The 13439-nt window shown below is 66.3% G+C and carries 11 protein-coding genes and 1 pseudogene; 4 read left to right on the top strand and 8 right to left on the bottom strand.

The genetic code is table 11. The features are described from left to right. Positions 1-40: 40 nt before the first annotated feature. Positions 41-628, bottom strand: a complete 588-nt coding sequence (locus tag ACQPW1_RS29205; RefSeq protein ID WP_433654982.1) for a CGNR zinc finger domain-containing protein — start codon at positions 626-628, stop codon at positions 41-43. Positions 629-706: 78 nt separating this feature from the next. Here ACQPW1_RS29205 and ACQPW1_RS29200 point away from each other — a divergent pair, with 78 nt between their 5' ends. Next, positions 707-2125: an MFS transporter gene (locus ACQPW1_RS29200; RefSeq protein WP_433654980.1), complete on the top strand. Its 1419-nt coding sequence runs from the start codon at positions 707-709 to the stop codon at positions 2123-2125. Between the two features lie 84 nt (positions 2126-2209). Next, a complete protein-coding gene (locus ACQPW1_RS29195) occupies positions 2210-3331 on the top strand; it encodes an epoxide hydrolase family protein (RefSeq protein ID WP_433654978.1) in 1122 nt (373 codons plus the stop codon). A gap of 522 nt (positions 3332-3853) precedes the next feature. Here the strand turns inward: ACQPW1_RS29195 and tnpC are convergent. Beyond that, on the bottom strand, positions 3854-5425 hold the full coding sequence (gene tnpC / locus ACQPW1_RS29190) for an IS66 family transposase (protein WP_433654008.1): 1572 nt from the start codon (positions 5423-5425) through the stop codon (positions 3854-3856). 44 nt (positions 5426-5469) lie between these two features. Then, complete coding sequence (locus ACQPW1_RS29185) at positions 5470-5874, bottom strand: hypothetical protein (RefSeq protein WP_433654976.1); 405 nt, start codon at positions 5872-5874, stop codon at positions 5470-5472. Positions 5875-6495: 621 nt separating this feature from the next. Between ACQPW1_RS29185 and ACQPW1_RS29180 the strand changes: the two genes are divergently transcribed. After that, positions 6496-7617: a tetratricopeptide repeat protein gene (locus tag ACQPW1_RS29180; RefSeq protein WP_433654975.1), complete on the top strand. Its 1122-nt coding sequence runs from the start codon at positions 6496-6498 to the stop codon at positions 7615-7617. Positions 7618-8276: 659 nt separating this feature from the next. Here the strand turns inward: ACQPW1_RS29180 and ACQPW1_RS29175 are convergent. The 5 genes and pseudogenes from ACQPW1_RS29175 to ACQPW1_RS29155 form a co-directional block, all read right to left on the bottom strand. Next, positions 8277-8690, bottom strand: a pseudogene (locus ACQPW1_RS29175) (alcohol dehydrogenase catalytic domain-containing protein). Between the two features lie 34 nt (positions 8691-8724). After that, a complete protein-coding gene (locus tag ACQPW1_RS29170) occupies positions 8725-9603 on the bottom strand; it encodes a universal stress protein (protein WP_433654973.1) in 879 nt (292 codons plus the stop codon). Between the two features lie 14 nt (positions 9604-9617). After that, positions 9618-10004: a hypothetical protein gene (locus ACQPW1_RS29165; RefSeq protein ID WP_433654972.1), complete on the bottom strand. Its 387-nt coding sequence runs from the start codon at positions 10002-10004 to the stop codon at positions 9618-9620. 244 nt (positions 10005-10248) lie between these two features. Next, a complete protein-coding gene (locus tag ACQPW1_RS29160) occupies positions 10249-10419 on the bottom strand; it encodes a hypothetical protein (protein ID WP_433654971.1) in 171 nt (56 codons plus the stop codon). Between the two features lie 540 nt (positions 10420-10959). Then, positions 10960-11610, bottom strand: a complete 651-nt coding sequence (locus tag ACQPW1_RS29155; RefSeq protein WP_433654969.1) for a hypothetical protein — start codon at positions 11608-11610, stop codon at positions 10960-10962. Positions 11611-12285: 675 nt separating this feature from the next. Here ACQPW1_RS29155 and ACQPW1_RS29150 point away from each other — a divergent pair. After that, complete coding sequence (locus ACQPW1_RS29150; protein ID WP_433654967.1) at positions 12286-13206, top strand: CAP domain-containing protein; 921 nt, start codon at positions 12286-12288, stop codon at positions 13204-13206. Positions 13207-13439: the final 233 nt, after the last annotated feature.

The following is a 13439-nucleotide window of genomic DNA, read 5'->3' as shown; positions in this document are numbered from 1 at the left end:
GGCACCGGGAGCCGACCTGGCAGGGGGCATGTGCCGACACTCAGCTCGGGCTCTGCCGACTCCGGTAGGCCGCGACGCTGGCCCGGTGCGCGCAGGTTCGGGTGCAGTACTGCTTCGAGCCGTTGCGCGAGAGGTCCGCGAAAGTGGCCCGGCAGGTCGGTCTGGCACATACGCCCAGACGAGTCGGACCGAGCGTGGCGATCACGGAGGCCAGTGCGCTGAGCGTGGTCGCGGCAAGGTGCGCCGAGTAGCGGTCGGTGTCGGAGGTGACCTCGGTCCACCAGCGGTCGTGATCGTGGCGCAGCGCCGGGGTGGCGTGGTTGCGACGCAGGCCGCCATTGATCAGGGCTGCAGCCCCAACCGGGTCCGTGCTCGCTTGTTCGAGCACGGCACGAACCGTCTCGCGCAACGAGCGGACCTCCGCTAGGTCGGCGCGGGTGAGACGCTGCCGCACGCCGTCTGCGGCCGAACTCGGCGACTCGACCGGTCCGGCGGGGGAATGCTCATCGCGGAAGTCCCGGAGCTGCTCCACGGTCTCGAGCGCGTCCTCTCCCTTGATCGGCCTCAAGGTGTTGGCAAGATCGACGGCCGTCTGCACCGCCGATGGGCTGTAACACGCATCAAGCATTTGACGTGTCTCCTCGCTGTTCCGTATCGTGACACCCATAGTAGCTTTCACATGTCACAACATGCTGGGGAGACGACGATGACGCAGACAATCCCGTCTGGCGGGACCCTCAGCAGCGAATCGAACCACGCCCCCGACGGGCGCTGGCTGGGGCTGGCCCTGGGGATACTGGTGCTGCCACAGTACGTAGCACTGGGAGCACCGGCGGTGGCGCTGCCGGCCATCGGCCGCGGGCTCGCGGTGCCGTTCGGGGCCACGGCATGGATCCTCACCGCATGGTCGCTGACATCCGCGCTCGCGATGCCGGTCGCGGGTCGGCTGATGGCCCGGTGGAGCCCCTTCCGGGTACTCGTCGCCGGAGTCGTAGCACTCGCCGCGGGCTCGGCGCTCGCGGGAGCAGGCCCGACACTGCCGGTCGTGATCGTCGGTCGACTGATCGGTGGCGCCGGAGCGGGTGCGACCGTGATCGCCGTTTTCGCCGTGGCCACCGCCCTTCCCGGGCGGGAACGGATCCGCGCGCTGGGAATCATCGCAGCCGCCAGCGCGACGATGTCGGCGTGCGGGACCCTGCTGGGCGGGGCGGTCACCGCATGGCTGGGGTGGCGTGCGGTGCTCGCGATCCCGGTCCTCGCACTGCCACTCCTGCTGATCGCATTGGCGGGTAGGCGCACGTTAACGCGGATCGGTGGCGGCGAGCGGGACGGCTCGGCCGGGCGACTCGACATCGTCGGCGTGGCCGTGCTGTCGGTACTCGCCGGCTCGTTGATCACGTTGCTGCAGGCACACTCGGTCGGCCTGCCCGCTCCGGTTACGCTCGCCGTGGCTGCCGCCGGGGCACTCGCCGCGGTGGGACTGTGGTGGCGCGTGCGACGCACGCCCGACGGGTTCGTGCCTCGGCGGGTGATCGCGGCCCGCGGCTTCCTGTCGGCCGGGCTCGTCGGCGGGACGATCTTCGCCGGCTACTACGGGGTGCTGTTCCTCGCCCCGTCCCTGATCGAGCAGGCCACGGGCGGTGGACCGCTCGAAGCCGGCGCGCTCTTGGTCCCGGCGGCCGCCTGCTCGGTGCTGGCAGGACGGCTGGTCGGCGCCTTGACCGACCGGTTCACCGGTTGGCAGGTGTCGGCCGGGCTTGCGGCACTCACCGTCGTCGGCGTGCTCGTGGTCGCGGTCTTCACCGGGCCGATTCCGGTTGTCGTCGGCGCGGCGCTGACCGTGTGTGGCTTCACCGGCGCCCAGGCCGTACTGGTTAGCCTCGCACCGGAACTGGTCGCCGCGCCCGACCGCGACACCGCACAGGGCCTGCTCAACTTCATGATCTTCCTGGGTGGCGGGATCGGTCCGGCCGCTGTCGCGGGCCTGTCCAGCATCGCGTCGGTGCCGGTGGCCCTCGCCGTGCTCGCGGCATTCCCTCTGGCCGGACTCGTCCTCAGCCTGACCCGGCGCCCTGGTGCCGGCCGCCGACCCGAACCTGACCACACGCGTGGAAGCCAGCGATGACGGTCCACCCCTCCGAGCCGGTCGACGGCTTCACCCTGACCCACACTCGATCCGATAAAGCCTTACCGAGGAAGAGAGTCCGCTATGTCTGCCGAGCCATTCGAGGTCAGCATCACCGAAGCCGAGATCGCGGACCTGCGTGAACGATTGCGACGGACACGGTGGCCCGAGCCCGAGCCGGTGGACGACTGGTCACAGGGTTTGCCGCTGGCGTATGCGCAGGAGCTTTGCCGCAGCTGGGCCGAGGACTACGACTTCGGGTTCGCCGAGCGGCTGAACGTTTTCCCGCAGTACCGCGACACAATCGACGGGCTGGGCATCCACTTCCTGCACGTCCGCTCGCCGGAGCCGGACGCATTCCCGCTGGTGCTCACGCACGGGTGGCCGGGTTCTGTGCTCGAGTTCCTGGAGGTCCTCGGCCCGCTGACCGACCCGCGCGCGCACGGCGGAGACCCGGCGGACGCGTTCCACGTGGTCGCGCCGTCGTTGCCCGGGTACGGCTGGAGTGACAAGCCGTCGACGACCGGGTGGGGCGTCAAACGCATCGCGCGCGCCTGGGACACGCTGATGCTTTCGCTCGGGTACGAGCGGTACGGCGCGCAGGGCGGTGACTGGGGTTCGGCGGTGTCCGGCGCGCTGGGCGAGGTGGCGCCCGAGCGGGTCGCCGGCGTGCACCTGAACCTGGGGTCCGTGGCGGCGGGCACGTTCGACGACCCGACGCCCGCGGAACTGGCGAACCTCGCGGCCGAGAAGGAGTTCCGGCGCACCGGCCGGGGGTACTCGGGCCAGCAGGCGACCCGGCCGCAGACGCTCGGCTACGGCCTCACCGACTCCCCGGCGGGCCAGGCCGCCTGGATCGCCGAGAAGTTCTGGGCCTGGACGGACAACAACGGCCACCCCGAGGACGCGTTGTCGCGGCAGCAGATCCTCGATGAGATCTCGGTCTATTGGTTCACCGCGTCGGCAACGTCGTCAGCGCGCCTGTACTGGGAGAGCTTCGCCAACTTCCGGGACAAGGTCACCGCGCCGTCCGGGCTGTCGGTCTACCCGCGCGACATAACCCGCCCATCGCGGCGGGAGGCCGAGCTCCGGTTCACCGACCTGCGCTGGTTCGAGGAACTGCCGCGCGGTGGCCACTTCGCCGCACTGGAGCAACCGGAGTCGCTGGTCGAGCAGGTGCGCGGGTTCTTCCGCCTCTTCCGCTGACTGCCCGTTCCATCCCCGGGAGGCCCGCGCCCGGGGGATGGCACGCCGATCGGTCCATTGTGCAGCAATATGATTCGGCATTACCTCGATTGGCTGATCGCTGAAATCGTAGGCGGCAGCAGCCGAATCGCCGCTCTGAATCGCGTCAGCGACGCCGTCGTTGCCATTGCCAGATCCCGTGGTCGAGATCTGTCGGTGAGACGTTCATTGCCTCTGCCGCGGAGCGAACTGCCTCCACTGCGAACTGCGATGTCACCTGGGCGCGGGGTACTCGCAGGGTGTCCGCGACGAATCGCATGATCATTCGGTCAGGTTTCACGCCGGGGAGTCCCGCTAGCATCTGGACGTAGTGCCAGGTGATGCCGGACTTTTGCCCTGAGACGTTCAGCCAGGATTCTCGAATCTCGTTGAGACGCATTGGGCGCTCGGCGGCGTAAACATTCAGCGCCGTTGCTGACCTGCGGTTTTCGGGTGTGAGGGTGTGCCCGGCCGGTGTGCGGTCGGGTTGCTGTCTGGGAGTGGTTAGACGGGGACAGGATCGGGTGGGATCCAGGGACGTCCGGTCAGGGCGTCGCGTAGGACGTCGAGGGCTGCGTGACCGTGTTTAATGGCGGTGGAGACGTATCCGCGGATGCGCCACCGGTCTTCGGTGCGGTCTTCGCTGGTGAGGCGCCCGGAGATGTTCTGCTGAATTTTCGCGGGCCGCAGGTCGCGTTCGGCTTGGTTGGAGGTGGGTGGGACGCGCAAGTCGGTCGTGAAGCGCAGTACGTCGGCTTCGCGGTCGCGCAGGCATTGCAGCAGCAGGCGGGCTTTGCGTTCCCCGGGCCGGTCACCGTGGCGGACGGTTTCGGACAACCCGACTTTCACCCCGTCCCGCAGCCGGGTGATCAACTCCTGGGCCGCGCCCTTCTCGATCGCCGAAAGGTTCTCCGCGCGTGCCAGATTGGCGTGATGGATCAGCCCGCGCAGGGAGTCCGCGACCTGGGTGGGCCATTCGGCGTCGGGATAAACCTCGGCCGCGCCGGTGAGATCTCGGAGAAGATGGGCGCAGCACAACTGGTGGATGAGCGCTCCGAGGTGGTCGGAGTCGTAGTTGACGTAGCGGTCGTGCACCACGATCGCGCCGGCGGCGGCGAGGTCTTTGAGCACGAACGCTTTGAACGTCTCGAGGTCACGGCCACCGAGCAGGTAATGGGTATAGAGATCGGTGGCAGCGACCAGCAGATACTTGTCGGCTTTCTTCTTCCCCGCCTTCGGGGCGGCCGGGCCGACCCGGATCGGTGTTTCATCGCAGCACACCACGTGCGACACCACGATCAACGCCCGGATGCGTGCCTGCACCGCACCCAATGTGGCCGCGGTGCGGGCCAGCATGGCGTGCACGAACCCCGCACTCGGTGCGGCACCGGTCAACGCTGCCAGCAACGCCACACATCGTTGGACCGGAAGATGATGTACGACAAGGAGATAGACGGCCAGAGCTTGCAGATTCGGGCCGTAACCCACCGGGCCCGACCGGGCTCCGTCCGGGCGCGACGCGGCGTGGGTGCGCCCGCACCCGCAGGCGACCTCGTGGCAGTCGAACTGGGTGACGCGCACGGTCACCTCCGGGATGTCGTGGCGCTGATACCGGTCCACTATTCCCAGATCCTGGCCACCGGCCAGGTCCGCACCACAATCGCATGTGCCTTGCGGGAACAGGTTTTCCGTCGCGTTCGGGTCTTGGGTCCACGCCAGATTCGTGCCAGGGGACCCCGGCTGCTTGCCCCGTTTACGCTGCTGGACAGCAGGGTTCGGCTTCTTCTGTTTCTCCGCCGGGGGTTTGTGGCCCGGATCGTCGTCCCGCGACGGCGGCATCGAGGAGTTACCCGAGTTCCGAGTCAGTAAATGCTCGAGCCGCGCTACCCGAGCGACCAGTTCCGCATTCGTCTCCGACAACGCCGTCACTGCCGCGGTCAGCGCCGCGATCTGCTCATCACGTCGGTCAACCTGCCGATCACGCTGCGCCAGAAGCTCTCTGAGCTCCTCGACTCCCAGCTCAACCGGCACCCCCACATCGTGCACCACCAGCACCGATACCACCAACTGCGACACCGCACGCCCCCGACAACCATCCAGCTACCGAACCGGCTGAATGTTTACTCGGCGGCGTCTCGAAGATCCTGCGTAGTGACTACGATGTGGCGGCTTAGAGCTTGCGCCGCTTCGTGAACGGCGACAGCCTTCAGCGGCGCGCCAGCGTGAGTGGAGATCTTGTTCTGGTTTCCGATCCGGCGGGCCCAGGCGGTGGGGTCGCCGACTTCGTGGAATGTTGCCAGGAGCGCATGCACGCCGTCGGTATACGGGTCGTGGCCTCGACTTCTGCGGAAGTCGCAGTACCTATGGATGACCTTCTCGACGCTGGGGTAGGTGACACCAGTCGACTGAACCGAGTCGACTACGCAGAGAGCTAAGCTGTTCGGATATCCCAAGGGCGCTTTAGAGTCACGGAACTGCTCGCAGTTATCGGCCAGGACGCGAACCTGCTCGACTGTCGGTGGCATACCGTCAGGCTCTCACGAGTTGGGCGCCACTCGACCCTCAATCCGTGAGGTTCATTCAGCGGAGTCCCGTGTTGCCGACGGATGGGGCCGAACGACTCGGTCGGGCATGCCGTAGGGCCCTATGGCCGACGGTGTGCGGCGGAAAGACTGAGCACTGGGCACACGTTCCGAAGTGACGCAATGAATCTCCCATCGATCCGGAAATCCATGACCGGCATTCATGGATCGGGTCAGGTGTGAATCGTTTATTGCCGGGATCGATGAGTCCTGACAACCGGTTCGATCCGCGCACCCGGCGGAATCGAGGCGACACCTAGGCGCCTGGTTCTCGACCGGCAGGCCGAGTCGGAAGACCGTCCGAGAGGAGACATGTCATTGGGAACACCAATCGGCTGCTGATGCCGGCAGCGGGAGTCACATCCTCGAACGAATCGCAGTCGATCATTGCGAGCCGCTGCGAACTCTGTAGTGGCACAATTAATTTGAGAGGAAACATGTCATGGTGTACCAATCGCCTGCTGATTCCTGTGGCGGGCCGTTGACCCTACTGATCGGTCCCGCCGCCGTCCTCGCCGACCGAATCGGTGCCAATCGCTATGAGCCGGTACAGATCCGGTAGTGATGTCGATTCGGGATCGGTTGCGGGCGAGGTGTGCCCGGCTGCGGATGCGGCTGGCCCGCTACTGGCAGGTGAATGGTGATCTCGACGAGGCGGTCGGGCACGGCCGCGGCGCGCTACGGCTGGCCAGGGCCGCCTCGTCGGGGCCCGCGCTGCTGGTTGCCGAGGCAGCGTTGACGGTGGCCGGGATCGAGCTGGACCGTGCCGAATACCCGGTCGCGACAGCGCATCTGGTCGAAGCCGTACGGTGGCTCGAGCGGATACCGGAGAGCGCCGAGCGGGACCGGCTGCTCGCCCGGGTCCTGGTGGCGCTGGCCGATTGCCATCGCCGCACCGGCGACTACCGGCAGGCCGAGCACGCCCTCGGCCAGGCGCTGCTGTTGGCCGAAGCCGCTGGCGGTGCGTTGCTGGGCGCTGTGCTCACTCAGCTCGGCATCACCGCCAAGGAACTGGGCGCCTTCGACCGAGCGGCGCAACATTACGCCCGTCTCCGGCAGTTCTACGACGAAACTGGCGCCACCCCAGCTGAATTCGCCGCCCTGAGCCATAATCTGGCCGGACTCGCCCATGCCCGTGGCGACTACTCGGACGCCGAAACCTATGCCCGCCGCGCGGTCGACACCCGCCGCGGTACACCGCGCACCAATCCGGTCGATCTCGCCCAAGACCTCGCCGTTCTCGCAGCGGCTCTGGCCGGCCAGGGTCGCCACGAACAGGCCCGCACCCTGCTCAACGAGGCTCTGGCGATCTGCCGGACGGCACGTCCACCACGCCACTACGAGATCGCCGTCCAGCTCCACAACCTCGCGGCCATCGAACAGACACTCGGCGACACCGACACCGCCGACCGCCACTACCGGCAAGCCCTGGCCATCAAGGAACGCCTCCTCGGCAGCGACCACCCCGAAATCGCGCTGCTCACCAACAATCTCGCGACCCTCCTACACCAGCAAGAGCGTTATACCGAAGCTGCCGCGTACCACCGCCGCGCCCTGGCCATCGCGACCCACACCTTCGCACCTGAGCACCCCGTCGTCGTCGCCATCCGCCACAACATCGCCCGCGCCGATGCCGACCAGTTGAGCGGTAGCCCCCCGCTCGCACGAGTCCTGCCGGACCCGTGAACCGCACGCGTGCCGGACGACATTGCTGCCCGCCTCACACAGGACCTCTGCAGTGACAGCCCGACCGCGAACAGTCGCTGAATGACGTGATCGCGCCCGGTCGGCGATCAGCTCGAGCACCTCGTTCGGTTCACTGCCGCCCAGCAGTTCGGTGGCCACGTCCTGGGTCGCCTCGAGCCATTGTTGACGGACGCGGGACTGTTCGTATAGGCGTGCGTTGGCGATGGCGGTACCGGCGGATCCCGAAGGCGCGGTGGTCCAGGTGCTCGACGACGTTATACCTGGCGGCGACATGCGGGACTACCTGCGTGAGTTACCGGCGAGAGCATCGCTGAAGGACCTTCGGCTGGCAATGCAAACAGAAGACAGACTCCACACCTGGGCGGAAAGTCTCTGCGCCGCGGCCGAGATCGGGGTACCTCCCACAGACCGAGCGGCCCGGGAATGGATTGAGGCCATTGCGGCGGCGGTCCCCCGAGTGTTGCTGTTGATGACCATGCGAGGCCGCCGACTCCCAACTGACCGAGCCTGGACATGCCTCGAGTTGCTGATGATTCGAAGCATGCTCGAACATGTCCGAGAAGCAATTCCGGACGCCGAATGGAGACTGCTCTACGAACCGGTCTCGCCTATCCTTCCTGATCCGGTTCGTAGCTTCCTTATGCCGTAAAGAAATAGACGGCTAGAGGAGCACTGCTGTGTTGTGTGCATGGGCCGGGTGAGCCTCGAATTCCTCGGACAGTGCTTCGCCGGTGTGCAGCCGCCTGACCGTAGCGGCCTTCCTTGCAGAATCGGCACGTACCGCAAGCCGAGATACACGAGATCAGGACGCGGTCACCGACTTTGCGGGAGCGCACACCGGCACCGACTTCGGTCACCGTGCCGACCGCTTCGTGACCGAGAATGCGTCCTGGGATGACGTCGGGGACATCGCTTTTGAGGATGTGCAGATCGGTCCCGCAGATTGTGACCGCGTCCACCCGCACGATCGCGTCGGTGCTGTGCTGGATCTCGGGGTCGGGGACTTGCTCCTAGCTGGGTTGGCCTGGGCCACGAAAAGTCATGGCATACATGGGTTTTCTCCTATGGTGAAGGGTGGCCGGGAGGTCAGTTCGGTGGGCGGGCGACGATGACCGGGCAGTGCGCGCCGTGCAGCACCGCTTGGCCGACCGAGCCGAGGGCCATCCCGGGGAAGCCGCCGTGGCCGTGGCTGCCGACAACGATCAGCTGGGCGAGTTCGGCGGTTTCGAGCAGATACTTGGCAGGGTGCGCTTGCGCGATGAGCCGGGATACCTGAACGTCGGGGTATTTCTCCTGATAGCCCGCGATGGTCTCGGCGAGCAGTGCCTCGGCCTCCTGGCGCATGTCGATGCGCGGGATGTAGTGGCTGAACCCCGACCAGGTGAGAACCGCGAGCAGCGGAGCATCGCGGCGGGACGCTTGTTCGAACGCGACGTCGAGCGCGTGCGCACCGCCCGCGGAACCGTCGACGCCGACGACCACTGGACCGTGCGCCTTTTGGGGTGTGTCGGCTGTCGCCGCGGGGATCACCGCGACCGGGCACAGCGCGTGTCTGGCCAGTGACGTGCTCACCGACCCGAGCAGAGCCCGGCCGGCAGCGCCGTATCCGTGGGTACCGACGACGAGCAGTCGCGCGTCCGCGGATCGATCGCGCAGCACCGGAATCGGTGCTGCTGCTACGACAAACGTGTCGATGTCGAGGTCGGCGATCGGTGCGGCCGCCTCGGCGGCGGATTCGCGTGCCTTGTCGGTGATCATGGCGCCGGCTCGGCGGTAGTCGTCATAGTCGATGCGGGTGAAGGCCAGGCTGGGACCGAAGTCCGTCGGGACGTCGATCGAGTACACGATGTGCAGCGGTGCGCCGCGGCGTGCTGCGTCGCAGGCGGCCCAGCGCACGGCGTCGATCGCGGCCGCGGAGCCATCGGTACCGACGAGGACTGGATGGTTGAGAGTGTTGGGGGACATCTGATTTCGACTTTCTAGACGTGGTGTGCGAGATGGTCGTGCTCGACGTGGGCGAGGCGTTCGGCCCAGGCGCGGACCCGCGCCAGTTCGCCCGCGCCGAGGGGTCCGGTCATCCCGTCGACGAGGAAGTCCATCGGATCGCCGGCGAGCTCATACCCCAAGCGCCGCAACCGTTTACCCGCACCGCGTGCGGCAGACCCCGGCAGCCAGGACGGCTTGGCGATCTTGGTGCTGAACGCCGCCGCCCGGCTGCCTGCGGGTACGGGCAGCGCCGCGTCGAGCCATTCCCGAATGCCGATGTCGATCACGACCGGTGCGTCGGTGCGTCCAGCGGCGTCGCGCCGGGTTCGCTGCCTGCTCAAACGGAGGAAGTATTCGACGATCACCGAGCCTCTACGCATTACGCACCGGCCCTATAACGAACCCCGCCGTCCGACGTAATAGATGCCGCGCCAAACGGGCAACCCCGTCCTCTATCGCCATGGAGACCTCCAGGATCGTGTCAGGCGCGAGTTGTGCGCAGCAACTCCGACGCCTCATTGTGTTCGACACGACCCGTGCGCGGTATCGGCTATACGCAGGACACTGCAATCGCCGCGTGTAGGCATCGCTGCCGGAGTGGCACCTATACGAATCCCGCCATAATCACGCGGCGGAGCCCACTGCCGGTATCAGTCGGTCACCCGGCAATTCTCTCCCGAGATCTGCGGCTTGGGGGACAGTGCTGTCGGTGGAGGCGTGGTCGTAGTTGGAGGTGCCGCTGTCGTTGGAGGTGCCGATGTCGGTGGAGGTGCCGCACCAGCTTTTCTCGGGCATGGTGGCAATAGTTCTTGCTGTACGAGGATCTCCATCGCGTCCTTCGCTGTGTCCAGCGAACTCGGCGCCGTCCCGGCTAGCACCTGACGTCTGCCGCTTTCCTCTAGGTCGGTCACCTTCAGCGGCGTGCACGCTGACGACAGCTTGCTGCCCGGTGTCGCCGGGTAGGGGAGTCCGTCGGGGGTCAGGCAAACGCGGTAAACCGTTTCGTCGGATCGCTGGTCATGGGCCGACCCGCGCTGAATCACCACCGATCCGTTGGCGGCGCCGACGTAGTAGTTCCAGAACAATGTCCGGTAGCCGAACACCAAGCCGGCACCGACAGCCACCGTCACCGCGAGCAGGACCGCGAGTCGGACCAAGCGCCGTCCGCGAAACAAGCCCTGACTGCGCGGCGCTGGTGAGCCAGCCGCCTGTCGCATCGGTGAGGGCGGCGGTGCTGGTGGTGGTGGCTGTATGTATGCGGCCGTCGTCGCGACGGGCAGCGGTTTGGTGACGACCCCCGCGCGCGTCTCGCGTTGTGGCTTCGAACGGATACCGCTATGCGGCAGATGATTCGGGTGATGTCCGCGAGGGGGTGTCGTCGGGTTGTGGTTTGGTCGATGTGGCGTGGTGGCGGGGCTGGGGAACAGGGGTGTGTCGGCGAGGTCGCCGGTGCGTTGGTCGGGGGAGTGGACCTCGGGCCGGGGTGGATCGCCGGGTTCGTGGTCGAGGTGTTGCTGGGTGAGTTCGCAGACGCGGCGCAGGCTCATCGGGGACTATGCGGGAGCTTTCGGGGGCGGCTGTGCGCAGGGTGTAGGCGAGGTCGGCGACGCGGAGGCTGGTTTGTGCCAAGCCTGGTTTGTGGGTGTCGCGTACGAGCAGGCAGTAGGCGCGGTCGGCGCCGAAGAACGCGCCGTGTCCGACGTAGGCGAACAGGATCAGCAGGCCTCGGCCGTGAGCACTGCCGGTCCGTTGTATGTGGTGGGCGAGGAAGTGGTCGATGCGGTCGATGTGTTCGGCGGCGGTGGTGTCGGCATCGAAGAGCCACAAGACATTTCCCGCGGGTAGGGCCATCCCGTTGGGGTTGGTGAGGTAGCGGCGTAGTTCGGTGGCGGTGTTGGTGAACGCGGGCGCGGGGTCGAAGGTGTCGAGCCGGGGCCAGTGACTCGCACCGCAGAGGATGGCGACGGTTCTGGTCGGGTCAGGCACGATCGCTCTCGTGGTCAGTGGTGGAAGAACTCGCGCAACAGTTGTTCGGTGCGGGCGTTGGCGGGGCCGGTGATGGTGAGGGTTTCGGACAAGCTGTCGGAGAGGTCCCCGCATTGTTCATCGGCAACCGAGGGTTCGACATCGGGAGCCGCGGTCGATGGGAACGATCAGCGGTGAGCACATCGGTGCTGAAGTCGAATGTGGCGTGGGGTGGCGGTCGAAGTCGCGAGATTCGGCGTTCCATCTTGTGGGCGGTTTCCGGCGCCAGATTCGTTTGGGTAATCGAGTCCATTTTGGACCGTGCGCTGGGTTGATGGACTCGACCTGCTCCGTATGGGTCGTTTTCGACGCAATCCGCTCCCCTCGGCGAAGCGCATCACTCGATCACGCGATGGCCGTGCTGCCACGAATTGTGTTGATTATCAGCAGGATCCACGGTGGGCAGGACGGTCCGGCCGCTGGATCGCGGTGGCGGTTTCAGGCTGACCTTGACTCGCATTACCGAGACCTAATGTAACTCGGCAGACGCGTCATCGGCCTCTACGCTTCGGTACTGATCAGCATGTGGATCAAGGTGGCTTCAACGCTGATCGGAACTGGATCAGAGCGAGTACGGAGAATTGTGAGAATCGTGGTCACCTCCATCGAATCGCCAAATGTCCAGCGGGAGCGGCTATGTCGATGAATACAGGGTTGAAGATGCGGAGTGCGGTGCGGGCGCTCGTCGGTCGGCGGTCACGGGCCGCGTTCGGCGCGGTGTGCGCGGTAGCTGTTGTCGCGGGTGGAACGATGGTCGGCCCGGCCGCCGCGGAGCCGGACGAGACGGTGACGGGGACCGTCGAGTCGCCGAATGGCCGCTGGCCGGTCAATGTGCGGTCCGGTCCGAGTCTGCGGAGTTCGAAGGTCGGCCGAGTTCGGCACGGCAACCGGGTGACGATCGTGTGCACGGCTCGCGGCGACCGCGTCAAGGGCAAATGGGCTGCCACCGACGTGTGGGACAAGCTCGACAACGGTCGGTGGATCAGCGACGCCTTCGTCGACACCGGAACCGACGAACCGGCGGCACCCGACTGTTCGGGCGGCGATCCCGAACCGACGAAACCAGAAGTGCCGACAAAACCAGAAGTGCCCGAGGAGCCGACGAAACCGGAGGAACCCACGAAACCGGACCCGGGGGAGGGTGCGACGGCGTGGGAGCAGCAGATCCTCGACCTCACCAATGCCGAGCGAAGGAAGAAGGGTTGTCAGCCACTACGACTGGATGAGCGGTTGACCCGGGCCGCGCGCCTGCACAACCAGGAAATGCGCGACCGAAGGTACTTCGATCACATCAGCCCCGATCCCAGCCACCCCTACCCCGAGCATCGGGCGAAGGCACAAGGCTACCGTGGTGAGGTCTCGGAGATCATCGCCCTGGGAGCAAGTAACCCCCGAGAGGCCATGCAGGGCTGGATGAGCAGTTCGGGTCACCGGGAGGAACTGCTCAAATGCTCCTGGACATCGGTTGGTATCGGTGCCCTGAAAGGCACTACCGGGCGCGGAAATTCGTTGCTCGACACGGGACCGTGGTGGACTCAGATGTTCGGTGCACGCTGACCACGGCTTGCCGCAGCGCCCACGCGCGCGTGTTGCGGCACTTGGGATCTCACGTTGCCGGCCGGAGTGGACAACTTTGTCGCCTATATCGTTCAGCTTCGTCGCCATAATCGGATTGTTAGGTCGACTTTATGCGAGTTAAGGGACCGAGATGTGTTGTGTCACAGGTAGTCCCGGCAATGAGCGGAGTTGCCCGCACGGCTTATAACGTTGCGGAATCGAAGCGGTAACAA

The organism is Nocardia sp. CA-128927, from assembly GCF_050955855.1.
Classification (GTDB): Bacteria; Actinomycetota; Actinomycetes; order Mycobacteriales; family Mycobacteriaceae; genus Nocardia.
This window is presented reverse-complemented; position numbering and strand designations above follow the sequence as displayed.